We start from the raw sequence: 25,924 nt of genomic DNA, 5'->3' as shown, positions 1-25,924 counted from the left end.
AATTTGTATTTAATAATGCTGTTTTAATGATTTATGTACTTTAAAGAAAAGCCTTATAAGCCCTCAAAATGCATGATCCATGAAATATTGATTTTCAAAGTAATAAAAACCTTAACTCAACCAAACAGCAAAACAAACTGCGTGCTTTGTTCGCACTGTTTTATAACATCAATAAAAAGCGCCTCTGCCTATTTAGCAGTTCTTCTTTAAGTAGCCCAGCACCATCATACTCTTATGCCAGCGCCCCCCGTTGTGATAGCCCTTGAAACTTGAGACGATTCATAAAGAGGACTTATTCTTTCTAAAGTGTTTTATTCACGCGAGCTCTCTCTGCTTGCCACATACAAGAGACATGGTTTTGATTGATTTAATATAACTACATTTGGCATGAGAAAATCCTATGTTTTTCATGATCTTTCATGAAAAACAATGAGTTATCATTATAAATCAACGTGACAGTGCTGTTATGAAGAGAACTCTCCCCTTAATTATTCATAGAGATTAACGTGGCATCGTTTTACATTCTATACACAGAAGTGTCTTTATAAAAATACTTCATCTCAGGCAAAAAAAGAACAGCCCGTTAAAAAAGAAAAACACCTCAATGCTTGCTTTTCTTTTTTCCATGAGAGATTTAAATTGATAAGCCTGTCTGAAAAGAGTGCTGTTTATGCCCTTAAAAATACTGCTTTTGTATCAAGATCACTTACTCAGATGAAAATTGCAGTTGAGCCAAATGCGCATAAACATTATTTTTTATAATGAGTTGTGTGTTCCTTCTTCCACAAGGGCGCCTTTATCCATCACAAGAATGCGATCTGCTTTTAAAATTGTTGCCAAACGATGTGCAATGACTAGGATTTAGGATTTTGCATCAATCCTTCTAAGGTATCTTGCACCAACTTTTCACTGTTTGCATCTAAAGAAAATGTTGCTTCATCAAGCAGCAACATTTTGATTTATAATAATAATTCATTATTTTATAGGTTGAATGAGAATCCCGAATACCGTAGGATTCTCTCATTTCAAACCATGTTCCATGGTGAACCAATCAAAACCATGTCTTTTGCACGTACCAAGCGGAGAGAGCCCGCGTGAATAAAAAACTATTAAGAAAGAACTTAAAATGCCTATAATAAATTATCTCAAGTGCCAAGGGCTGTAGCAACATCCACGAGTTGGCAAATATAATGACGGTGCCAGCTTGCAACAAGAGGGCTGCATTTCTTAAAAAATGCGTTGTTTTTGCCCCCCAGAAAGCATAGTACCACGTTCTTCTACTTGCGTATCCAAGCCATCTGGTAAAGCTTGAATAAATTCAAATGCATTGGCAGCTTTAGAAGTGGCCAAAATTTCCTCTCCATGGGTATGTTCAGTTCCAAAAAAAGAAGAAAAGTTTACAATTATTTTATTTCAAGTCTTTATACTCTAGGGAAGAAAGGATTTATGCATATATTCAAAATGATTTTTGAATTTAAAAACGCAACCACAATGATTTATAAGTGTTTAAGACCCATCTGTTTATGTCGGATGCGTTTTTGAATTAATATTTAAAGTGCACTCTTTGATAGGATAAAAAACTCATCGTTTGCAATCGATTTGTTTAAAACCCTTGTTCCCCATAAAAAGGAGGCTTTTACATGCCAATATTACCAAAACGATTTTTGAATTTAGAAAGACGACCACCACGATCTACGAGTGTTTGGGAGCCACCTGTCCATGCCGGATGCGTTCTTGGATCAATATCTAGATTAAGAGTATCGCCTTCTTTTCCCCAAGTAGAGCGCGTCGTATATTGGGTTCCATCCGTCATAACAACGGTAATTTTATGATAGTTGGGGTGAATATTCGCTTTCATGCGTCAAACCTTTTGCGTTTATAGAATGAAATAGCACTTGCTTGTTTTTTTAAGTGCACTTCCTTTGTCTTTTTGATACATTGATTTAAAGTATTTATTCCTATAACTGAGCACGCATCAAAAAACAAGTGTTCAAGATACATCATTGTATCAAGTGTTACAAATCCAATACAGTGAGCAAAATTTTATGACATTACGTTCTCGTTCAGAAAAATCGACAAAGTCTTCCCCTAAAAAATCTTCATTCTCTTCGCTTGCAATTTTTGTTCCCTATATTTTGCGCTATCGTTGGTTGTTTATCTTTGCTTTTCTAGCATTATCTGTTGCTGCTCTAGTCACATTAGCTTTGCCTGTGGCTATCCGCCAAATGTTTGATCATGGGTTTTCTACTTCAAGCCATGGACATATCAATTTTTACTTTGGAATTTTGTTTATCTTAGCCTTGTTTCTCGCATTTGCTTCAGCAGCCCGTTATTACTGTGTTATCACCTTGGGAGAACGGATTGTTGCCGATTTACGGCGTGATGTGTTTGTCCATATTATGAAACTTTCTCCTGCTTTTTTTGATCGATCACATTCAGGAGAGATTGTTTCAAGGCTTCTAACAGATACCACACAAATAAAATTAGCTGTGGGCTCTACCGCCTCTACCGCTTTGCGTCAGCTGATTATCGTGATCGGAGCCGTCGTAATGATGGTGATCACCAATGCTAAATTGTCTTTGTTGGTTTTAGCAGCTATTCCTGTTGTGGCCATTCCCTTGGTAGTCTTTGGACGTAAAGTTCGCTCTCGTACCCGCGCGGCGCAAGATCGTCTCGCAGATGCCAATGCTGTTGCTACAGAGCAGGTAAGTGCTATTCGCACTGTGCAAGCTTTTACCGCTGAAAAACGCGTTACAATACGTTTTTCACAATTGATAGAACGTGCTTTTCAAACAGCACGTGCTTCTGTAATCTTGCGCTCCTTTTTTACGGGGTTTGCAATTTTTTTGGTTTTTAGCAGTGTGGTTGCTGTTTTATGGATTGGATCGCGCGATGTTTTGAATGGAACGATGACAGGAGGGACATTAGGGCAATTTGTTCTTTATGCGGTTTTTGGAGCTTCTACTTTTGCGCAATTATCGGAACTTGGGGCAGAATTAATCCAAGCAGCAGGCGCTGCTGAACGGCTTGCCGAATTATTACAAGAACAACCTACTATTGTAGCACCTAAAAATCCTTTATCATTAGAGCAACCTATTCGAGGTGAACTTGTTTTTGATCAGGTTGATTTTACCTATCCTTCTAGACCACAAGAGAAGGTTTTACGCTCGCTTTCATTTTCTGTAAAAGCAGGCGAAACGGTTGCTTTTGTTGGGGCTTCTGGAGCAGGAAAAAGCAGCATTTTTTCTTTGATCCTTCGTTTTTATGATCCGACAAATGGAACAATTCGGTTGGATGGCATGGAAATTAATCGCCTTTCTTTACAAGATTTACGCAGTGCAATTTCCTATGTTCCACAAGATGTTGCCATTTTTGATGGAACATTGCGTGATAATATTATTTTTGGAACTGAAAATACCCATGAAGAGGAAATCCTTGCTGCCGCTAAAGCGGCTAATGCACTTGAATTTATTCAAGCTTTACCAGATGGCTTGGATACGCAAGTAGGAGAACGCGGTACCATGCTTTCTGGGGGACAAAAACAACGCATTGGTATTGCGCGGGCAATTTTAAGAAATGCACCCCTGTTGCTGCTTGATGAAGCAACATCGGCTTTGGATGCAAACAGTGAAAAGTTGGTGCAAGACGCTTTAGAAGGGTTGATGCAAAACCGCACAACCTTGGTCATTGCACATCGTTTGGCAACAATTTTAAAAGCAGATCGCATTCTTGTGATGGATAAAGGCGCCCTTGTGGAAGAAGGAACCCATGCCGAACTTGTGGCAAAAAATGGCGTTTATGCTTACCTCGCAAAATTGCAATTTTCACCTGAGTGAGTGATCTTGATACAAGAGCAGTACTTGGGCGTGAATACCGCGCTTTACAGGTAGAGAATTATTAATTTAAGGGCTCATGGAAAAAAGAGGGAAAAAAATTGAGTTTTTTTCTTTTAAAGTCTTAACGGGTTGTTCTTTTTTCTGCGCAAGATGGAGTATTTTTATAAAGACACTTCTGTGTACAGAATATAAAATAATACCCAGTTAAATCGCTATGGGCTATTAAGATGTGCAAGGAGTTCTCTTCATAACAGCACTGTCACGTTGATTTATAAGGATAATTCATTGTTTTTCATGAAAGATCATGAATACCATAGGATTTTCTCATGTCAAACCCTCATAGTGAGTCAAACAAAATCTCTTGGCTTGCACATCACAAGCAGAATTGACGTGTGAAGTGAAACGGTACAAGAAAGGAATGAAATACCTCCCTTGCCCCTTTACGTTCTAAGGGCTGTCAAAACATTGGGGCGCTGACAAAAGAGTATCCGCTGGCAAAAAGTATAATAGGTGCTCGCTTTCTTGAAGCCTTTATGCGGGCTTACTTGATAGGCTCTAGGGACACAAGCTCTATCCTAAAGACTGACCACACTCTTTAAAAAACTGAATATTAAAATTTTTTCATGCCCTCTCTCACCGCTCTAAACAATAGTGTTTACCGAAAATCATGACAAATTGTAACTCACAAATACGCTTCTCTCTATTGCAAGAGTATCCTTTTATGCTCTTTCAAAAACACGAACACTTTTTGAATATTGTTTGCAGATCCGTCTTATTAAAAAAGAGCAAAGACTTTTTTAGCACTTTTGGGCTTCTTATAACTTTTGTATGAGCGCGTATAAGCAACAGCTTTTATAATAAACTGGCTTTTGGCAAAATCGTAAAATTTTATCAAATTTATTGTTTGTAAATATCACCACGACCACTGTTCTGCTCTTGCAGACACGCAACCTCAAAACACTTTCTCTTTGCTCATAAATTGTCTCTCCAGCTAGCTCTTCCAGTCATAGCCCATAAAAATAAGGATAGAGTACTTCGATTGAACACCATCTTCTCACACCACCACCAACGCCATCATTTATATTTACAGCTCTCAATTTTATAGCCACCCCCTGTCGTGCTTTAAGAAGGCATTTTAACGATGATAAGAACATGTACAAAGAGGATATATCTTTAAGGTGTTTATGTTTTAAAGCTTGCACCAAATCATAATTTTTTTGCATAGCGAGCCAAGCATATGCAGCACTGACACCCTAACCATTTCAAACCGTTCAGCTGTTTTAGCAACAGATAAGCCAAGTTATACGATTATATCTTCAACCACGAATTCACCGAAGTACGGAGGATTTTCATCATTTTTTAGCGCTCCCTCTTCAGTGATCCTCTAGATAATTAACTCATTCAGCATCTATACCAGCAAAGCGAAATATTACGTGCTAATTTTCCTTTACATTCATTAGCCAAGCCCCCTCAAAATGACCTTTTAATAAATAGAGCTAAAAGGATAAGTCTTCAAAACCATTTGGTAACTATATCAAGAGCACCTAAAATACGCCTTAGTTTCTAAGATAGGCAACTTCCCCCCTTTATCGTATCAGTCTTGTAGAACTTTAAACCCTTTACCTTCAAATCAAAAAATTATAATTGGATTATATTGCATAAAGATGCTTTTTCTCATTTTTCCATTTAACACACGATAAGTTACCATTTAGGCACGATGAGAAGCTTGCCCCTTATATCATGATTTCAGAACCACATGAGAAGAATAAAAGATGATGTGGCTTAATAAGAGAGTTTGTTCATAAGCCATTTGAGTGTCTTAAGGTCAAGGATGCCGTTAGGCGCACCGCCCTTGTAAAGGGTTGCCTTGAGGCTTAAGGACCCAAGGCTTGTTAGTCCCTTCATTAAAAGCGGGTTTGATGTTATGATTTTGGAGAGCGATTATTAAGAATTTGAGAGGCAGACAGCCTCTCATTTTTATTTGTATGCAAACGAATTGCACTCTATTTATTCAGGGAGAATAAGAACATACCCAGGAGGTGCTAAACGGAACAAGAGAGCGTCGTAACCCCACATAGCATACATGCAGCAAATAGAAAAAACGCCTTCACCAATTGCTAAGATTAATGTGAGCGATATACCGGCTTCATCTGCTGTTGCTTCGCGGCGTTGTAAGTAGTATCCGACAAAAAAGAAAAAGCACGCTAATCCACTCGCACCCGAAAAGAAGCTTAGTATGGCATGAACCGGTCCACGTATGTTGAACAGGATAAGAAAAATTGTGAAAGTAAATACTGCAAAGATCCCTTCGAATACCCCACGCACCATATTGCACAATTTTCGCATCATAATTGCAGAAAAGCTCTGTTCTGCGTATCGATTTTTTCTTTTGATGCTTGTATTCTTAGAAGATATACTGTTATTTTTAGAAGATATACCGTCCACAACTCCCCCCCCGTTTTAAGCCAAGATGCTATGAAGTTAGACATTTGTAATTATATCATCAAAAAATACAAGAAAAATTTATCCATTTTAACGAAAAAATAGGTGTTTTATTGAGGTGCAAATCTATTTTCTTTCGCAAGAGTTATTCAATTCGTTCGCCAATAGAAAAACTACCCCCATTGAAGAGGAAGCTATCCTGACGCAGAAAAGCTTCATAAGCTGTATTCCAATCCGCTCAGAAATCGCAACTCTCTAATCTACCCGCTTAATCCACCTTTGAAACTGCAATCAAATAAATTCTGCTGATGACAAGTAATGATAACATGAAAAAGAAAAAATATCATAATATCAAACTCTTCAATACAGTATGAGCTTTATGATTTTCACGCAAAAAGTAAGTACCCACCCATGAACGACACCATACTAAAGTGCTGTGCATTCACAAATTTCCTAGCATTGTCTCCCCTTCTCGAAATTGCACCTCTCCCGCAATTTTATCTCTTGATAGCACCCATTAAAGACTTTTAAAAGGTCCAAGGAAAAAACTCTCTGAGAAAGCTTTCAAGCCTAAAATGCCCCCGCCATTTTTATCATGATGAGGGCACAAAAAATCACGCAGAAATATGAAAAATCTCTCCGCATTTAAAAACAGAGCTTGTGCTTCAAGCGCACGCTTTTTCTTGTTCTTTTGTCCATTGTCCCAAAGCCGCAAGATGATTCATCCGAGCCCGATGACGAAATGCCTTCTGTGCAACAGCAATATTCTCATCTTTTCCTGCCCATGCTTTTAAGGCAGCTGCTTGCAATGCGCGTCCATAGGAAAAGGTCAATTTCCAAGGCAATACGCCCAAAGAATTCATAGCAGATAAATGCGCCGTTGCTTCCTGATCAGACTGCCCTCCAGAAAGAAAAGCAATTCCTGGAACAGCAGCAGGAACAGTTTGTTTAAGCACTTGGACGGTCTTTTCAGCAACTTCTTCAACAGAAGCCTTGCGTGCATCCTTTCCATCAATCACCATATTGGGCTTTAAAATCATCCCCTCCAAAAGAACACGAGCTTCAAACAATTCTTTAAAGACAGCCTGCAAAACAGTGCGTGTCACCTCAAAGCAGCGTGTAATTGAATGCCCACACGATGATCCATCCATCAACACTTCCGGCTCAACAATGGGCACAATATTGAACTCCTGACATAAGGCAGCATAGCGTGCAAGAGCTTGTGCATTTTGTCTTATGGCGCCTCTTGTTGGCAAAGTGTATTCATCAATAGCAATTACCGCACGCCATTTAGCAAAACGTGCTCCCAAAGCATAATAATCTTTTAGCCGCTCACGAAGACCATCCAACCCTTCGGTAATTGTTTCTTGGGGAAAAGCAGCCAAGGGTTTTGCACCGGTATCAACTTTAATCCCTGGCAAAGCGCCTGAATCCCGAATAAGATCCGTCAACATTTTCCCAGTTGATGCTTTTTGCCGAATGGTTTCATCAAATAAAATAACCCCAGAGATGGCGTTTTCCATCGCTTCTTTTGTACTAAAAAGCATTTCACGATAAGCACGGCGCTTATCTTCATTGGATTCAACACCAATGCTTTCAAAACGCTTTCCAATGGTCGCCGTACTTTCATCTGCCGCCAAAATACCTTTACCCGCATGCACCAAAGCAAGTGAAATATCTTCAAGCCGTTCATTCATAAAAAATTCCTCTTTATTTTGTCTTAATTTCTAAAAATGCGCAACACTATCAAAAACACTCTACACGACTGTATAGTTTTTCTTTAACCTTCCCTTCAAAGAAGCCCTTTAAGCCTGCATGAGGGCAAGAATACCAGGAAGGGTCTTTCCTTCCATCCATTCCAAAAAAGCTCCTCCAGCAGTCGAAAGATAAGTAAAATCATTGGCAACACCGGCATGATTAAGGGCAAAAACCGTATCGCCCCCTCCCGCAATTGAAACCAACTTTCCCGTCAAACTACGTTCTGCTGCATGGCGTGCAACGGCAATGGTTCCCTTATCAAAGGGAGACATCTCAAAAACACCAAGGGGTCCATTCCACACAAGAGTAGCAGCTTCATCTATCGCAGCATTGATATGCGCAATAGAGCGCGTCCCAATATCCAATATCATGCCATCTTGTGGAATATCTTCAATGTCATAAAGACGATGCGGTGCATCTTTTTCAAAACGAAATCCAACGACAGCATCCTGAGGGAGCAGAAGCGTACAGTGACACTCTTGCGCTTTTTTAATGATTTTTTTTATCGTTTCCATCAATGCATGTTCACACAGTGATTTCCCTACATGGATACCTTGCGCAGCTAAAAAACTGTTAGCCATCCCCCCACCAATAATTAAGGAGTCAACTTTTTCCACCAAATGATTGAGCACAAAAAGCTTACTAGAAACCTTTGCTCCTCCCACAAGGGCAACCACAGGACGTGCTGGATTGCCAAGTCCTTTTTCTAATGCCTGCAATTCACCTTGCAAAGAGCGTCCTGCATAAGAAGGCAATAAATGCGTTATTCCCTCCACCGAAGCATGGGCACGATGAGAAACTGAAAAAGCATCATTAACATAGAGATCTCCATTATGAGCCAAAGCTTCTGCAAAAGAACAATCATTCTTTTCTTCACCAGCATAAAAACGAACATTTTCAAGCAGTAAAACACCACCATTTTGTAATGACTCAACTGCAACCTGCACCGCCGAACCGATACAGTCAGGAGCAAAAGCAACCGGCTGATTAATGATCTTTTCCAGCACTTGCACAACAGGACGGAGTGAAAACTCTTGCTCTACCTTTCCTTTGGGGCGACCACAATGAGAAAGCAGAATAAGTTTAGCACCACACTTTTGTAGCTCAATGAGTGTCTCTTTATGCCGTACAAGACGCGTCTCGTCACAAACTTTGCCCTGTGCCATAGGAACATTAAAATCTACGCGCACCAGAACACGTTTGCCCAAAACATCAACATCATCAAGTGTACGAAACCCCATCACTGCTTCCTCTTCACTTTCCATTGTTTCAAATAAAAACGCATCCAACAACCCTGCCCACTTTTCTTTCCACTTATCCCCCTCTTTGCTTTTACAAGAGATCCACGACAGCCTATCTCTCACCCTTTGCTTAATAAAAATCCAAAGCTTTTATCGTCAAATGTACAAAAGCCCACCATTGCTCTTAATCTTCATATTCCATTGTGGCAAACAAATGCACTGGCTCAACTTGATCTCTATTAAAGCTTCCTTTTACTTCTAGGAAAAAGAGTTTACATCTCCTGTTTTCTAACGTTTTCTCAAAGGGTATCTCGTTCAGATCTTACTTTTTAAAAGTTTACTCTTTCATTCATCTTTTAAAAGCACGTATTGACACAGTATTAAAACAAAACACATCATCAATGTTTCAATAGCCTCTTCTCTCTAGCGCATGAGAACAACAGCCTCTAACTGTTTTTCTCAAAATTGCACAAAAATGAGACTTTTCCTTATAAAAAGAGGACCCTGAGGTCCTCTTATATTGTCTGAGCAAAAGCTACAGCAGTATCACTCATACGGTTAGAAAAGCCCCATTCATTATCATACCAAACCAGAACGCGACAGAGCTTACCATCAATCACTTTGGTTTGATCATTGTGGAAAATAGCTGAATGAGGATTATGATTAAAATCACAACTCACGAGCTTTTCTTCTGTCGTGTCCAAAACGCCCTTCAAAGAACCTTGTGCAGCAGTAGCAATAGCTGTATTAATTTCTTCGATTGTTGTGGAACGCTTAGCGATAAATGTCAAATCAACGACAGAAACATTAGGGGTCGGAACACGAATCGATACACCATCAAGCAACCCCTTTAATTCTGGCAAGACCAGTCCCACAGCTTTTGCTGCTCCTGTTGATGTAGGAATCATAGAAAGAGCTGCCGCACGTGCACGATAAAGGTCCCGATGCATTGTATCCAACACAGGTTGATCACCCGTATAAGAATGGATTGTTGTCATAAAGCCCTTTTCAATGCCCACCGTGTTGTGTAAAACTTGTGCAACAGGCGCCAAACAATTGGTTGTACAAGAAGCATTTGAAACAACGCGATGCTCGCTGCTTAAAGATTGATGATTAACCCCATAGACAACCGTAAGATCTGCTCCTTCAGAAGGCGCAGAAATAAGAACACGCTTTGCCCCCGCATCTAAATGAGCACTTGCTTTATCACGCGCAGTAAAAATACCCGTACATTCCAAAGCAATATCGATATCCAAATCTTTCCAAGGCAATTGAGCAGGATCACGCTCTGCGCATACCTTGATTAAACCACCTCCCACATCAATAGCATCCCCTACCACCTTAACGATCCCAGGAAAACGCCCATGAACTGAATCATAGCGTAATAAATGGGCATTTGTTTCCACCGATCCCAAATCATTAATTGCAACCACTTCAACATCTTGTCGTCCACTTTCCACAAGTGCACGTAAAATATTGCGACCAATACGACCAAACCCATTAATTGCAACACGAACTGTCATTTCACATGTTTCCTCATCAATTTTTTAAGCACAACATTTAAAACACAATAAATGGGTATTTCACCAATCCAAAATCATTAATTCCCACAATGTCAATATCTTGATCACTCACTCACTTATCCACAATAATGCACAAGATCATCCACAATACTGCACAGAATATGATGCCCTACAATCACCCCATTCATGACAACACAAGCTGTCACTTTGTCTTTTCCTCTTTGATCTTTTCCAGCTCTTTTTCAACGGTGGCAACAACATTTTCCCAAGTAATACCAAAATGCGCATAAAGGGCATCAATTGTTCCACTTGCCCCAAAGCCCTCCATACCAATAAACACACCATCACAGCCAATAAAACGATCCCATCCTTGGGCGACAGCAGCTTCAATGGCAATTTTAATTGGTGCATCTCCAATGAGAGCACGCTGATAGGAGAGAGATTGTTGAGAAAAAAGTTCAAAACAAGGCACAGAAACCACACGCGTTGGGATGCCTTTTTCTTCTAACACCGTATGTGCCTCCACTGCAATTTGCAATTCTGAACCAGAAGCAAACAGAGTCACTTGAGCATCATCGCTAGCTGTTAGGAATTCATAAGCACCGAGCATACAGAGATTTTCTTCTTCATATTCTTGACGCAAAAGCGGTAGATTTTGTCGACTTAAAGCCAAGGTAGAAGGCGTCCCGCGTGCTTTCAAAGCCAATTGCCAACACTCGACTGTCTCCATAGCATCAGCAGGGCGGAACACAAGATGATTAGGCATTGCACGCAGGCAAGCCAAATGCTCCACGGGTTGATGCGTCGGCCCATCCTCACCAAGACCAATAGAATCATGAGTCATGACATAAATCACCCGCAACCCCATGAGAGAAGAGAGCCGCATAGCGGGACGCATATAGTCAGAAAAGCATAAAAAGGTTCCCCCATAAGGAATAAAGCCGCCATAAAGGGCAAGACCATTCATCACAGCTCCCATTGCATGTTCGCGAATTCCATAATGCAGATAGCGCCCTGAAAAATCTTCAGCAGAGATACTTTTCATCTGGCTACTTTTTGTATTATTAGATCCGGTTAAATCAGCCGAACCACCAATAGTCTCAACAACGACTTCATTGATCACTTCAAGAGCCATTTCCGAAGCTTTACGCGTAGCAACAACGGGGCGCTCTTCAACCAATTTCTGTTTATAAGTATCAATAGCGCCATCAAATCCGCCCACGAGATCGCCCCGCATCAATCTTTCAAACTCCACACGCTCTGAGACAGGAAGATCAGCAAATTTTTCTTCCCATTTTTGGCGTTTTTTAGCAGCATTGAGACTAGCCAAGCGCCAATTATCGAGAATATCGGCTGGAATAACGAAAGGCTCAGCATCCCACCCTAACGCGATACGGGTTTCAGTGATTTCTCGTGCGCCCAAAGGGGCTCCGTGAACTTTATTGGTACCCGCTTTATTGGGTGCTCCAAAGCCAATTGTTGTTTTACAAGCGATCAAAGTTGGTTTATCGGAATTTTGTGCCGCCTCAATAGCCCGCGCAATTGCTGCTTGATCATGCCCATTGACTTTATGTGTCTCCCAACCAGATGCCTTAAAACGCGCAATCTGATCTGTACTGTCAGCAAGGGAAATCTCTCCATCGATAGAAATATTATTATCGTCCCACAACACAATAAGCTTATTGAGTTTCAAATGACCAGCAAGGGAAAGTGCTTCTTGAGATATCCCTTCCATAAGGCATCCATCGCCCACCAACGCATAAGTGTAATGGTTGATAAGATCACCAAAACGAGCATTTTGCAAACGCTCTCCAAGAGCCATCCCCACAGCATTAGCCAACCCTTGTCCAAGAGGACCAGTCGTTGTTTCGATTCCTGCCACATGCCCATATTCTGGATGCCCAGCAAGCTTTGCTCCTAATTGGCGAAAATTTTTGAGATCTTCAATGCCAATATCTTCATAACCAGAAAGATACAAGAGAGCATAAAGCAACATAGACCCATGTCCTGCTGATAACACAAAACGATCACGGTTAGGCCAGCGAGGTTTTTTGGGGTCATGAGCAAGGAATCTTGTATAAAGAACCGTAGCAATATCGGCTGCTCCCATTGGCAAGCCCGGATGACCAGAATTTGCTTTTTCAATCGCATCAATAGCAAGAAAACGGATAGCATTGGCCATCTGATTCTGTTGGTGGGTGTTTGTCATGAATACTCGACCATTTCGTTAAATACGTTATTCTGTTGCTTTTTCCGTATTCTCTTAAAATTCTCAAGAAATACTATTTTCTAACCATTAGCGTGAGACTTTTTGCCACCACTTCAATAATATTAATAACATTCCCCTCACGCGTTCTGTATATCCATGTCATTTATGCCAATACGCGCAAAAAATCCAGCTTTTAATTTATATCTATCCCCTGCTTTGCTTGCTAAAATATCCTACATACTTAAAAATAAAATGCACACAACACAAGAGTGAAAGTGATTCGTTTTTGCATAACACATTGATAAAGGATACAATTACCCAAAGGATAAAAGCAATGAACCAAGAGACTACAGTTCTACAAGATGCTTTAGAGCACCTAGAAAAGGCACTTAGAACTTTAGAGATCACCATAATAAACCGCAATGCCGTTATTGATAAAAATAACGAATGGGAAGAAGAAATCCAACGAATGAATGCTGACCGCAGCCATCTTGCCCAAGCGCTTGACAAAGCTGAAGCCCAAATTGAACGCTTAGAGTCCGTAAACAAAGAAGTTTCCAAACGTCTTATTAAAGCAATGGAAACAATTCGTGTTGTCATTGATAGATAAAGGTTTGAATGTATGGAAACTGTTTCCGTTACCATTGATGGTAAAGTTTATCGCATGGCTTGTGACAAAGGACAAGAACGTCGTCTTATTGCGCTTGCTGCTCAATTGGATCAATATATCACACATTTAAAGAACAATTTTGGTGAAATTGGCGACCATCGTTTATCGGTTATGGCTGGCATAATGATTATTGATGAAATGGAAGAAATAAAACGAGAAAATAAAAAATTACAAGAAGACTACAATACTCTTTTACGACTCCACAACGAAAGAGACCGCACCATGGGGAAAATTATGCGTGACACCACACAACGCATTGAAAATCTCACAAACCAATTGCTCAAAGATGATCAAAACCGCACAAACCTTCAAGAACAAGAACAGGAACAGGAAGATTTCTAAAAAGTACATCAGCGCATAATAAACCAGAGATTTGACTTGTCCGCCACATCTCACAGGATAAAAATTCTTAAACCCACACCAGTGTGTAAACAGTCTGGTTTTTTATAGGAAGGATTCCAGCTACTCACGACTTATGGGATTAACTTAAACCTCAACAAGAAAGCCCTACCCTGAATATTTCACCTCCGCACAAACGCTTCCTACATCAAGGAGACTGCCTTATATCACCACATTTCAAATGAGATGTCTTTTAACCGCGCAATAAGATAACAAAATCAACATCATTGTAAAAAAATCATATAAATGACAACAGCAACAAACAAATAAAGCACCCTTCGAAAAAAAGAGCTATATTCATGTTCCCTATGAATGCATGCCCAAAAATCCTTGCCCCTTAGATAATATCAAGCAGATTCAATATATATTAAAAAATAACCTTATCTATTATACCGTAAAACACCGCTATTTGATACTATAAGCACCATGGAGTCTTTGCACCTGAGATGTCCATCCGATGAAACCCACCGAAAAGAACCGTATCATTTATAAACCAGCGTGAATTAAGTATTTTCATCCTTTAGAGCAGGAAAAAAGTCAAACCCGAAGAGTATGTTAATCTCATACAACCTCAAACATCATAAACAACAATAATAGCTCTTGAAAACATCCTCTACCGCTATTTTTATCCTTATAACAAATAATCCATATTTCTCTCCCCACCCCTCAAAATCTCCAAGCTTAATAAAAGAAAGAGCAAGTCGGCATCATCATTATAGTCAGACCTCAATATTGCGATAGCCCCCTTGGCTCGTAAAACGATTCATAAGAGGGACGCCTTTCTTGTACAGCTTTTTCCCATAAAACCCACCCGCTTGTGATGTACAAACAAAGAGTTATGATTAACAAAACATAAATAAATTTAAGAAAATCTTACGGAATTCGGGGTTCTAATTCAAGTTTAATAACGATAAATTATCATTATAAATCAATATGTTGCAAATGCTTCGACAAAGCATATTTTAAAAACACATTCACCCATCACTTTTTCTCATAACATACCAGTACGATTTTTTAGGCACATAATTTTAATTTTATTCAATTCTGTTTGCAAAAGTTTAAAATGGGAAAAATTTCAAGGCTCTTATCCAAAAAGCGAAAGAATGAACTCTCATTATCAATAAACATCTCGCTCGTATAAACATCAATAAAGCAATCCCCAATCTGTCTCAATGAAATAAAAGGGGGGCTCCCATTAAATGCCTACCGTAAAAGCAGTTTCCTCAGAACTAAAACAAAATCAACAGACAACATCACCGCATCTGCTTCCATCCCCAAACTGGACGACCTAATGCAACACCTTGCTATCTTACGATAGGAGATAAAAGAATAATGGGTCTATGGAGGCATTCACAAGAAGCGCACACCCGTTGTTTTTAAAGCCTGTTCAAAGGCGCATGAAAAAACACCATGCGTAAACGGCTCAAATCCCTTTCGTTCCATCTTGAGAGACAGAAGCAATACGCAAGAGATTTGTCGCACCGGGCGTTCCAAGAGGAACACCGGCTGTTACAAGGAAACGATCCCCTCCTTGGCAAAAGCCTTCCTGAAATGCAATGGCTGCTGCTCGATCAACCATATCTTCTAAATTGCGAGCATCTTGCGTGACCACACAATGAAGCCCCCAAACGAGAGCCAAACGCCTTGCTGTTTCCACAATGGGCGATAAAGCAATAATCGGTCTATTAGGGCGTTCACGAGAGGCGCGCACCCCCGTTGTTCCTGAAGCCGTATAGGCAACGATAGCGGATAGAGCAAGTGTTTCAGCAATCTGACGCGCAGCAAGAGAAATCGCATCCGTTCCTGTTGATTCTGGTGCTGGATGTTGTGCTCCAACCTGAGCGGCATAAGTGTGATCCTGTTCGATTTGTCGCGCGATTCGGTCCATCATAAGCACAGCTTCTTCAGGATAACGACCAGAAGCAGATTCAGCAGACAACATCACCGCATCTGTTCCTGCATAAACTGCTGTAGCAACATCCGACACTTCTGCGCGTGTGGGAACAGAAGATGTGATCATTGATTCGAGCATTTGTGTTGCCACCACAACCGGTTTTCCAGCTAAACGACAAGCTTTTATCAACTCCATCTGAAGTGCAGGGACCTTTTCCAGAGGCATTTCCACACCGAGATCACCCCGTGCAATCATAATACCATCGGAAATTTCAATAATCTTCTCTATATGCTCCAAGGCTTGAGGCTTTTCGATTTTAGCCATCAAAGACACCTTACTTTTCGTCAACTGACGCACCGCCATAATATCTTCTGGACGTTGAATAAAAGAAAGAGCAACCCAATCAACAGGCTGCTGTAAAAGAGCCTGAAGATCCTCCTTATCTTTTGACGTCATCGAATCAAAAGGCAAAATTGTATCGGGAAAACTCACACCTTTTCGATCAGAAATACGGGTACCAGAAACCACACGACACTGGACAGAATAACCATCACATACTTGCGCGCGCAGTTCCACCCTTCCATCATCAATCAACAACCGGTCCCCTGGTTTAACAGCCGCAAATACATCCTCATGAGGGAAAAAAACACGCTGCGCATCGCCAAGAACATCGCGATTATCTAATGTAAAGCTTTGCCCAACACGCAAATCTTCTTGCCCCTTAGCAAAACGCCCCACACGCAGTTTTGGCCCCTGAAGATCCACCAAAATACCTATGGGACGTCGAACTGTTTTTTCAACTTCTCGTATAGACTCGACCAAATCACCCAGCATATCACGATCAGTATGGCTCATATTAAGACGAAAAACGTCTGCTCCTGCCCTAAAAAGCTTTTCAATCATCAAACGAGAAAAAGAAGAAGGACCAAGAGTCGCAATAATTTTTACTTTACGTGCACGTTTCACGGTGGAGAATTTCCTGAAAGAGAAGGTATAACTGAATTGTTTAACAAAGACTCATCCGTCAACTGTACCATCCAACTGGTTTGATTTCCGGTATCGATCTCTTTAAATTCAGCCTTTTGATATCCTCGAGGGAAACAATCATGAACCCCTTGAATAGTAAATTGGCTATCTTGCACACACATGGTCACAGAGCCTGCCCAGTTCCCTTTTTTTTGTGCCCCTTCCGCATAAAAATAATAAAACCGTGAAGCAAGAGGCCCCTCAATTAAAGTTTTACATTCCGTCACTGGTACCGTCCACCAGCCTTCGCTCACCCACCCTGAAAATGTACGATATCCAAGAGCAACCCCTACAGACTGTTGGGTTGTATTACAAACTCTAAAGTCAGCTTTTGCAAAAACAACAAGGGGAAACAAGAGCAAAATGCTCAAGAGAAAAACTTTTAATCCTTTCTGAAACACCCAATATCGCTTTTTTAAAATCACAAAACTTCCTCTATAATGCCAAATTCTCAAAACAAATTACACATTTCTTTTTTTTAAAGCTTTTCAAATCTAAAACGTATATTTTTATATTTTTCTTTTTATAGCCCTTTTATCAATGCATATATCTTAAAAATTTTACAAAATATTTAAAGTCAATTTGTAAAAAAGCTGTGTAGCTTGATTTACTTTTTATTTTCAAGCTTTTTTAACATAAATTCGTCGTCGAAAAACAACTTAAAATATATAACCTGGAGAAAAATACAATGAACGATACAGTAACCGATCAAACACACGCTATATCCGTAAACCAATTACGCTCTTTTATCGAACGTATTGAACGGCTAGAAGAAGAGAAAAAAACCATTTCTGATGATATTAAAGACGTTTACACTGAACTTAAAGGCTCTGGTTTCGATAGTAAAGCTGTTCGAAGCATTATACGGCTGCGTAAAAAAGAAGAACATGAACGAATGGAAGAAGAAGCAATCATTGAACTTTATAAAAATGCGCTTGGTATGAATTAAAACCATTGATAACGTTGGAAATTTTTTTAAGAAAAGAAAATGCAAAAAACAAATGAATGTATAAAAATTTCACCCAACAATAAGCCGTTTGTGTAACTTGTAACGAGACTATCGGTCACAGAATACACAATATTGCAACAGCCCTCACATTTAAAAGGATTTATACAGAGAATTTTTATTCTTGTTCTTCAATAATTTTTATCCACATAAACCCTCACTTGTATGCCAACCTATGCCAACTCAGTTTGTGATGTGCAAGAGAGGTGTTTTTTATGATTAAACATCAATAAATTTGAAATGAGAAAGTCTTCCGATATTGAGGACTCTCTTCAAATTAAAAAAATGAGTTATGATGATAAATCAATTTCTTATCTACGAAAAGAAACATATGAAAGCGGTCAGCCGTTGAAATCCGCTAAACGAGAGTCTGAACCGTTTACAAAAGAAGAGGTGGTTAAGGATCTTCGTCTTTTAGGATAGGGAAAAGTGCAGCATATTTACACATTTGATAAAAAGACCCTTAACAAAACTTTATTCGAATCTATTAACGGACTCATAAAGATCATTGATTCGAGAGGTTAGAATGTGATCTCTCCATTTTCCAGAAATCATCAAATAGTCTTTGGCATAGCCTTCTTTTTCAAAATGAAGGCGTTTTAATAAACGTTCGCTTTTTATGTTCTCAGGTCTATAATTTGCCATCACTCTATGCAGATGATAAACATGAAAGATATGGCGTATTAGAGCCGATAAACTCTCAAACATGAGACCTTTGCCTTGTTGTTTTTCATCAAGAGAAAAACCAAGATGACAGGCTTGAAAAACACCCCGAACCACATTTGTAAAATTCACAACACCGATGACTGTGTTTTCATTTTTTAATCGTACAGCATATCGGTATGCTTGTCCCTGTGCGCTTTCATAAGCAAATGCATTGGCTCGTGTTTCCCAAGCTGTTAGGCTGTGGTAACCATCAGATCTAACAGGTTCAAAAGGACGCAGATGATTCGCATTACGGAGGAAATAAGAAGACAGTTCAGCTGCATCTTCTAAACCGATCAATGTGGAAATTGTTCGCTTTGTTTTAATTGCCATCATTTTCTCCTCCTAGACAATGTCACAATAACACGTTGATTTATCTTAACAAATCATCATTTTTAAACTCAAATCATAATGTCGAATACAGTAAGCTTTTCTCATCACAACACTTCTTACGTTAGAATCAATGAGGATCTTTTGCTTTTCCGTCATAAGTGGGGGTGGTATGTTTAAAGCATAAGGTAAAGACAGGGGAATATTTCTTATGAATGCTCTCAAGTTCTAAGGGGCGCTGTAGCAACATTGGGGACTGGCAAAGTATGCAAGGGAATTGGCGTACTTCCATATACGAAATTTTGAAAAAACTTACGGCAAAGATAGTTTTGTTTCTTTGCCTTGTAAGCTCAGAGCATGCTTGTTTTGCGCTACCATATCACTGCTCCCCCGTATACAAATCCCAATGACCATCGCCTTGAGATGCTATATGTTACAGTGCAATCTAAAAAGTCTCTGCCATAACTCGTCAACAACACTGTTCCCGCTAAATCAGCGACAAACTCTTGTAACAAATTAAAGAAAAGCGATGATGCAATACGAATTAAAATGTTTAGATATTAATATCTGAAACATTATCGTGAACACGATTCCATTTCTTCGCGTAAAATTTCAAGTTCTAACCATTCTTCTTCTTTTTGTGTGCAAGTATTTTTCTTTTTTGCCAACGTTGTTGATAAACGTTCAAAACGCTCTTTATCACTGCGATAAAGGGCTGGATCAGAGAGTTCTTGCTCAATTTTTTTGATTTCGTCCTGTAAAACAGCAATTTCTTCAGGCAATTTTTCCAATGCATAAACCTGCTTATAAGACAATTTACCTCGTGTTTTTTTCTCCCGCCCTATCAAGCGATCATCTGTTGATGTGTCCTGCTTTGAAAGCTCTCCCGCATGAGATTTTGAAGGTGCTTTACGTTGCGATAATTCTGTTCTTTTGCGTTGTAAGCGAAGAGCATGCTGGTTTTGCGCCATCATATCACTATAGCCGCCCGCATACAAAACCCAATGACCATCACCTTGAGGTGCCAACATATGCGTTACAGTACGATCTAAAAAGTCTCTGTCATGGCTGACCAACAATACTGTCCCCGCAAAATCAGCAATAAATTCTTGCAACAAATCCAAAGTTTCCATATCCAAATCATTGGTCGGTTCATCAAGAATCAAAAAGTTTGCAGGACGAGAAAGAAGTCGTGCAAGCATGAGGCGTGCTCTTTCTCCCCCAGAAAATTCTTTAAGGGGAGTGCGTGCTTGTTCCGGTGAAAATAAAAAGTCTTTCATATAAGAAACCACATGCCGCTCCAACCCATTGATCACAAGAGTATCACCTCTTCCCCCCATTAAATAATGCGCTAAAGTTTCTTCTTCATTTAAAATACGTTGCTGATCAAGCAATGCCATAGAGAGGTTATAGCCATGCCTCACCGTTCCACTATCCACGGCTTCTTGCCCAATTAATGCAGAAAGGAGCGTTGTCTTTCCGATTCCATTGGGTCCTACCAAACCGATTCGATCACCCCGCTGAATGCGCAAAGAGAAATCTTTCACGATAATGCGATCACCATAGGATTTTGAAATTTTCTTTGCTTCAAGCACCAATTGCCCAGAATCATGACTTTTTGCTGCTGTCAAAAGTGCATTTCCTGGCTGCCCTTTATAGGTTTGATGACGCTGTCTTAAGTCTTTTAATTCGCCTAAGCGCCGTACATTACGCTTACGCCGTGCGCTCACGCCATAACGCAACCATTGCTCTTCACGAGCAATTTGGCGCCCCAATTTATGCTGTTCGATGGCTTCTTCTTCCAGTGCTTTATCACGCCAATTTTCAAACTCAGAAAAACGCTTTTCCAGTCTTTTGGTTGTGCCACGATCAAGCCATACCGTTGACCGCGTAACATTTTCTAAAAATCGCCGATCATGGGAAATCACCACAATCGCTGAACGCAAAGAAGCCAAAACAGCTTCCAGCCATTCAATGGTTGGTAAATCAAGATGATTGGTTGGTTCATCTAAGAACAAAATATCGGGTTTTGCAGCAATGGCCCGTAACAATGAAACACGCCGCTTTTCGCCTCCCGAAAGCGTTTCCAATTTTTCCGTCCCAGAAAACCCTAAATTTGTGCGAAGCGTATTAATCCACTGAACATCAGATATATCATCCAGCCCCGCTTCCATATAAGCATTAATATCTTCAAATCCTGAACAATCCGGATTTTGTGAGACATAACGGAGCGTTACTCGCGGGTGGCGAAAAATTTCGCCACCATGAGGTTCTAATATTCCTGCGGCAATTTTTAATAAGGTTGATTTTCCACAACCATTACGGCCAACCAACGCAATACGCGCCCCCTGCTCAACCGATAAAGAAGCTTGATTGAGCAAAGGCGTTTTTCCAAAATTTAAGAAAATGCGGTCAAGCCGCAGAAGCGGCACCGCCATTAACGAACGCGGCGCGGACAAGGTGCTTGATACATCACCCCTCTTGCATCACGGTAAGCACACAATTGCCGTACAGGAACTCTTTGTCTACAAGGTGCTTGGTAAACATGCCCTCTACGACCACGATACGTGCACAATTGTGATGCCTGTCTTTGTTGTTTTCTTTGATTTGCAGCTGCACCTGTTACTGTTCCAGCCAAAGCACCAAATGCTGCACCGGTAAGTGCTGCTCCAGGCGTACTTCCAGCAATAGCAGTTCCAGCCAAAGCACCGATTGCTGCTCCTCCTACGCCGTAACGTGCAACGCGTTCATCATTTGTAGTACAAGCGACTGAACTGAAACCAATGGCTGCAACAACGGCCACTTTAAAAATTGATTTTAACATATCAAAACCTTTCCTTCTCAAGATCAATACATATATCGTTTATGTCGGCACTTCATCACTAGGCCCCCCCCTGCCTTATTCAAAATATATTGGAAGAGCTTTATGGAATAGGTACAGACACTAGCAATATAGCTTTTCCAGAACCTAAATGGCAAGAAAAGGTTCCACAAATACGGTTAGAAAGTGTTAAAGAAGAGCCAAATGACACATTTTTGTCACAAATTGGCCATTTTACTCCCTTAAGCGTTAAACCTTTTAAATCAGAAAAACCGATAAGACTAAACAAACACCCTTTAGGCAAATCATATGAACAAGGCTTTGGCAAAACCGGCCAACCTTCTTCCAAACCGCTTGTCAACAACACTGAAATACCCCTTTCAGCCATCATCAACGCTTGCGTCATATGAGAAAGGCTATGATCACTTCGCTCCCCTCCCAAAGCACCGCATAAAATAAGCTTTTTAGCACCCTTTTGCAGCGCTCTTTCACATGCCAGAGCACTATCTGTCATATCTTTATCAGAGGGAAAAACTTCACGCGGAACATGATTATATTGGCGGATTAAATTCTCATCTGATGAATCAAAATCTCCTAACCACAACTCAGGCGTTACATTAAGCGTTGCCGCATGACGCATACCACCATCCGCAGCAATCACCCGACTGTTTTGAATTTGATTAAGCAAACGATCAGTGATATGAACATCCCCATTTAATAATATCGTAAATGTTGTCATGCCATACTTTGCCTTTCACAAAATTTTCTTTACAGTGCATCTTTTTATAAGTGAGAGTCATTTTTTATAAACAAAAAGCATGATATAGCCAAACGAATCCTTATCCCTAATGCCTTTCTTAAAGAAACATACGATACAAAGATACAAATGCAATTTGCCAAATTACTCCGCAGAAATAATGTGCACCATGGTCCAACGCACCCCATTTTTCACCGCAATTTTCTTTTTCGCTCTTGCCTGTATAAAGCAACTTTCATAAGTCTAACGTTTCTCCTTTCGGCTTGTCATACACCACTTTCTCAAAATGATAGGCTTTCTTCCACTTCTTCTAAAACGATCAAACGTACCAACAACCACAATATCTATGTCACATTAAGCGCTCTGCAACACCCACGTATTTTGCAAATGTATGGTGGCGCTTATCATGATGCAAAACTTGAACACCTTTTAGCAAAGATTGTCCGTAAACTAGCAGTTGCATCCCATAGTTCTCATCAAAACTATTCTGTAACAATTTTAAACTCAGAAACTATCAATGCTTTTGCGCTCCCCAACGGCTCGATCTACATCACTCGTGGTATGCTGGCATTAGCCAATGATTCTTCAGAAGTTGCAGCCATTTTAGCCCATGAGATAGCACATATCAGAGCCAATCATGGCATTTTACGCCTGCAAAAAGAAGCCCAATTAAAGATGACCAATCACATGTCTTCACGTCTTCTTTCTTCTATTGGCAAAAAACTTCATAACCCTATGCAAAACAAGCAACAACTCGCGCAATTTTCCCGCAATCAAGAGCTGGAAGCTGACTCCCTTGCGCTCGAAATGCTCCAACAATCAGGATATGATCCTTTTGCTTCACCACGCTTTCTTCAAACAATGGAAGCCTATAGTGCTTTTCGTAATATCTCTGGCACCCAAAATGCCTCTCTAGATTTTTTAGCCTCCCACCCAACTACCCCTCAACGCATTCGGCTTGCGATAGAAAAAGCGCGTAAAATCAGTAAAGGGAATAGTAAAATATCCGATCATGATTCTTTTCTCAAAAGCATTGATGGCATAATTTTTGGAGGAGGCTTTTATACAGGTTTTGTACGAGGCAACCAATTTATTCACCCACAATTGCGCATAGCTTTTTCTGTTCCAAACAATTTTACAATAGAACATTCAGCACACACTGTTTGGGCCAGTGGACCAGATAAAATTGCGATTCGTTTTGATGCTATTCCACATCCTGCTGAAATATCTGCGAGTGATTATTTGAAAAGCGGCTGGATTATCGGTCTAGATCAATCATCTATCCGCCCCATCACAATTCAAGGGCTCCCCAATCAAGAATTTATGCGCCAAGAATCCCAAAGCCAAAGTTTACTTGGAGCGCGGGCCTATGCTACCAATGATCAATGGCAATTTGATGTGGTTGTCATTCCATTCAACAACCACATCTTTCGTTTTTTGACGGCCGCTCCATATAATTCTCGAAATTTTGCAGAGGTTGCCCAAAAAACGCTACAAAGCTTTCATTCTCTTTCATCTTCACAGTTAAAAAAATTGCAGCCCTTAAAAATCCGTGTTGTCCGTGTTAAACAAGGAGAAACCGTTGCCAATCTTGCAGATAAAATGCAATACACACCATATAAAGAAAAACTCTTTCGCATCCTCAACGCCCTCTCACCAACGCAAACTTTACCCGCAGGTACAAAAGTGAAAATTATTACAGAATAAGCCTTTCTTCTCATCCGTTACAGTTTTGATTCTTTTCTGCCTGTATCACGCCCTCCCCCTTAAAGCATATTCGAAAATAAAGAGGAACACTTTAAAATCCAACTTCATCATGCCTTTATAGGTCTCCGTTTGATATATATATTTCCTCCAACTAACAGCCCCCTATCTTCCTCTGTTTATCAGTAGCGCCCCCAAGGAGGCATATTCCTAAACAAATATGAACACCCCCTAAAACTGACTTTATCATATTCTCATATGCCCCCACTTAATACATTCTCTTTCCTCCCCCCCCCAAAGCCTTTCACTGCTTATATATCGTAAGCGTCTTCTGAATGAACCGTAAGGAGAGCAGAGCGCAATTTTTGCAAAGCCCTAGCTTCAATTTGACGCACGCGCTCTTTCGAGATTCCTAACTTTTCACCTAAAACTTCGAGAGTCGCCCCCTCTTCATTTAAGCGACGAAAGCGAATAATTTCCAACTCCCGTTCGTTGAGAATTTGCAACGCATCGTAAAGCCATTGTGTACGCCGTTGACCATCAATGACTTGCTCAATTAAAGCATCAGGAAGAGGACTCTCATCCACCAAAACATCCATCTTAGCAATGGGATTATCACTGTTCTCAGAAACAGAAACACTCAAGGAATTATCAGAACTGGAAAAACGAAAATCCATCGTTTCAACATCGCGCACGGAAACACCGAGTTTTTCAGCGATTGTGCGAAAAATATCCTGTTTTGACAAAGCACTATCATCTTGTATCAGTTTTGCACGCAAACGCCGAAGATTAAAGAAAAGTGCTTTTTGCGAAGAACTCGTTCCCCCTCGAACGATTGACCAATTTCGCAAAATATAATCTTGAATAGAAGCGCGTATCCACCACGTTGCATATGTTGAAAAACGCACTTCCCGATCAGGTTCAAAACGTGCAGCTGCTTCCAATAGTCCCACATACCCTTCTTGTACCAAATCCCCCAATGGCATTTTGAAACGTTTAAAGCGATTAGCAATAGCAATCACTAAACGCATATGAGCCGCTGCAATTTGATGCATGGCATCATCATCACGTTTGTCTTTCCACCGCAGAGCCAAATCATGCTCTTTTTGTCGTTCAAGATAAGGTGCTTGCATAGCAGAACGCATCATATTACGTCCTAAGCTTTTGTCTGCATCGCTATAATTTTTGCTGCTTTTATAAACAGCATTTGAAAGATTACCCATAATAACCCCTTGCGATTAAAATTATCAAAATTGATTTGGCAACGACATCATTGTTCTTCGCTTAAAAAGAACGCAAAAGTTGTTAACTTCTGTGACCACTACTTTAACGTGTAATTTTATAATCGCAATTGTTTTTTTACTGTTATGGTAAAACTTCTTGACATAAGACACAATTTCACCTGCAAAATGCCTTTACAATATGCCTTTTAGCCTATGAAATATTTGAAAAAACTTTCTCTTCACTTTTCATGACAAAACAGCAAAAAAATAAAGTGATCATGCAAAAGAAATGCCGTTTTTTGATAACCGGTTCCGTTTCCTTTTAAATTGAAGAATTTATTTATGCTTTTAGCTTTACAATACAACTAATAAGTGTAATT

19 protein-coding genes and 1 pseudogene are annotated in these 25,924 nt (G+C 40.1%); 5 read left to right on the top strand and 15 right to left on the bottom strand.

All coding sequences use genetic code 11. From position 1 onward, the window contains the following. Positions 1-706: 706 nt before the first annotated feature. The 3 genes and pseudogenes from ACFIK4_RS02265 to rpmE all read right to left on the bottom strand — a co-directional run. Positions 707-953, bottom strand: a pseudogene (locus ACFIK4_RS02265) (ABC transporter); the annotation flags it as partial. Between the two features lie 274 nt (positions 954-1,227). After that, positions 1,228-1,350 carry a hypothetical protein gene (locus ACFIK4_RS02260; protein WP_375611743.1) on the bottom strand — a complete coding sequence of 41 codons (123 nt, stop codon included), beginning with the start codon at positions 1,348-1,350 and terminating at the stop codon, positions 1,228-1,230. Positions 1,351-1,636: 286 nt separating this feature from the next. Further along, positions 1,637-1,858, bottom strand: a complete 222-nt coding sequence (gene rpmE / locus ACFIK4_RS02255) for a 50S ribosomal protein L31 (protein ID WP_005774581.1) — start codon at positions 1,856-1,858, stop codon at positions 1,637-1,639. A 187-nt stretch (positions 1,859-2,045) separates the two neighbouring features. Between rpmE and ACFIK4_RS02250 the strand changes: the two genes are divergently transcribed. Further along, entirely contained in the window at positions 2,046-3,836 is a 1,791-nt protein-coding gene (locus tag ACFIK4_RS02250; RefSeq protein ID WP_375674813.1) for an ABC transporter transmembrane domain-containing protein, read from the top strand. 2,007 nt (positions 3,837-5,843) lie between these two features. Here the strand turns inward: ACFIK4_RS02250 and ACFIK4_RS02245 are convergent. The 5 genes from ACFIK4_RS02245 to tkt form a co-directional block, all read right to left on the bottom strand. Then, positions 5,844-6,281 carry a hypothetical protein gene (locus tag ACFIK4_RS02245; RefSeq protein ID WP_375611741.1) on the bottom strand — a complete coding sequence of 146 codons (438 nt, stop codon included), beginning with the start codon at positions 6,279-6,281 and terminating at the stop codon, positions 5,844-5,846. Between the two features lie 662 nt (positions 6,282-6,943). Continuing rightward, entirely contained in the window at positions 6,944-7,975 is a 1,032-nt protein-coding gene (locus tag ACFIK4_RS02240) for a class I fructose-bisphosphate aldolase (RefSeq protein WP_375674811.1), read from the bottom strand. Between the two features lie 108 nt (positions 7,976-8,083). Then, the gene (locus ACFIK4_RS02235; RefSeq protein WP_375630978.1) at positions 8,084-9,277 is read right to left on the bottom strand and encodes a phosphoglycerate kinase; all 1,194 of its coding nucleotides are present in this window, start codon (positions 9,275-9,277) and stop codon (positions 8,084-8,086) included. Positions 9,278-9,792: 515 nt separating this feature from the next. Beyond that, positions 9,793-10,800, bottom strand: coding sequence for a type I glyceraldehyde-3-phosphate dehydrogenase (gap, locus tag ACFIK4_RS02230; protein ID WP_375640596.1), 1,008 nt, complete (start codon positions 10,798-10,800; stop codon positions 9,793-9,795). A gap of 202 nt (positions 10,801-11,002) precedes the next feature. Further along, positions 11,003-13,009: a transketolase gene (gene tkt, locus ACFIK4_RS02225; protein WP_375674808.1), complete on the bottom strand. Its 2,007-nt coding sequence runs from the start codon at positions 13,007-13,009 to the stop codon at positions 11,003-11,005. A gap of 334 nt (positions 13,010-13,343) precedes the next feature. Between tkt and ACFIK4_RS02220 the strand changes: the two genes are divergently transcribed. Both ACFIK4_RS02220 and ACFIK4_RS02215 read left to right on the top strand, forming a co-directional pair. Continuing rightward, the gene (locus tag ACFIK4_RS02220) at positions 13,344-13,619 is read left to right on the top strand and encodes a DUF4164 domain-containing protein (protein WP_005774573.1); all 276 of its coding nucleotides are present in this window, start codon (positions 13,344-13,346) and stop codon (positions 13,617-13,619) included. A gap of 12 nt (positions 13,620-13,631) precedes the next feature. Continuing rightward, complete coding sequence (locus ACFIK4_RS02215; protein ID WP_375613188.1) at positions 13,632-14,021, top strand: cell division protein ZapA; 390 nt, start codon at positions 13,632-13,634, stop codon at positions 14,019-14,021. A gap of 1,480 nt (positions 14,022-15,501) precedes the next feature. Here the strand turns inward: ACFIK4_RS02215 and pyk are convergent. Together pyk and ACFIK4_RS02205 are read right to left on the bottom strand one after the other, a co-directional pair. Continuing rightward, positions 15,502-16,938, bottom strand: a complete 1,437-nt coding sequence (pyk, locus tag ACFIK4_RS02210) for a pyruvate kinase (RefSeq protein ID WP_375674806.1) — start codon at positions 16,936-16,938, stop codon at positions 15,502-15,504. Beyond that, a complete protein-coding gene (locus tag ACFIK4_RS02205; RefSeq protein ID WP_273790491.1) occupies positions 16,935-17,423 on the bottom strand; it encodes a DUF1036 domain-containing protein in 489 nt (162 codons plus the stop codon). Before ACFIK4_RS02205 ends, pyk begins: the two co-directional genes overlap by 4 nt. Positions 17,424-17,686: 263 nt before the next feature. Between ACFIK4_RS02205 and ACFIK4_RS02200 the strand changes: the two genes are divergently transcribed. Beyond that, entirely contained in the window at positions 17,687-17,947 is a 261-nt protein-coding gene (locus ACFIK4_RS02200; RefSeq protein ID WP_005774567.1) for a DUF2312 domain-containing protein, read from the top strand. 531 nt (positions 17,948-18,478) lie between these two features. Here ACFIK4_RS02200 and rimJ read toward each other — a convergent pair. The 4 genes from rimJ to ACFIK4_RS02180 all read right to left on the bottom strand — a co-directional run bounded on the left by rimJ (position 18,479) and on the right by ACFIK4_RS02180 (position 22,599). Then, positions 18,479-19,042 carry a ribosomal protein S5-alanine N-acetyltransferase gene (rimJ, locus tag ACFIK4_RS02195; protein WP_375628687.1) on the bottom strand — a complete coding sequence of 188 codons (564 nt, stop codon included), beginning with the start codon at positions 19,040-19,042 and terminating at the stop codon, positions 18,479-18,481. A gap of 572 nt (positions 19,043-19,614) precedes the next feature. Then, positions 19,615-21,477: an ABC-F family ATP-binding cassette domain-containing protein gene (locus tag ACFIK4_RS02190; RefSeq protein ID WP_375674858.1), complete on the bottom strand. Its 1,863-nt coding sequence runs from the start codon at positions 21,475-21,477 to the stop codon at positions 19,615-19,617. Then, positions 21,477-21,863: a hypothetical protein gene (locus tag ACFIK4_RS02185; RefSeq protein WP_375645924.1), complete on the bottom strand. Its 387-nt coding sequence runs from the start codon at positions 21,861-21,863 to the stop codon at positions 21,477-21,479. Before ACFIK4_RS02185 ends, ACFIK4_RS02190 begins: the two co-directional genes overlap by 1 nt. A gap of 100 nt (positions 21,864-21,963) precedes the next feature. Further along, on the bottom strand, positions 21,964-22,599 hold the full coding sequence (locus ACFIK4_RS02180; protein WP_375613185.1) for a thiamine diphosphokinase: 636 nt from the start codon (positions 22,597-22,599) through the stop codon (positions 21,964-21,966). Positions 22,600-22,746: 147 nt separating this feature from the next. Here ACFIK4_RS02180 and ACFIK4_RS02175 point away from each other — a divergent pair, with 147 nt between their 5' ends. After that, positions 22,747-24,324 carry a M48 family metalloprotease gene (locus tag ACFIK4_RS02175; RefSeq protein ID WP_375674804.1) on the top strand — a complete coding sequence of 526 codons (1,578 nt, stop codon included), beginning with the start codon at positions 22,747-22,749 and terminating at the stop codon, positions 24,322-24,324. Positions 24,325-24,632: 308 nt separating this feature from the next. Here the strand turns inward: ACFIK4_RS02175 and ACFIK4_RS02170 are convergent, their stop codons facing one another. After that, positions 24,633-25,544: an RNA polymerase factor sigma-32 gene (locus ACFIK4_RS02170; RefSeq protein WP_375628693.1), complete on the bottom strand. Its 912-nt coding sequence runs from the start codon at positions 25,542-25,544 to the stop codon at positions 24,633-24,635. Between the last annotated feature and the right edge of the window lie 380 nt (positions 25,545-25,924).

This window comes from Bartonella sp. AP9QHHD (assembly GCF_042195625.1).
GTDB lineage: Bacteria > Pseudomonadota > Alphaproteobacteria > Rhizobiales > Rhizobiaceae > Bartonella.
Note: the sequence above shows the minus strand (reverse complement) of the source record. Positions and strands in the feature narration are given on the sequence as shown.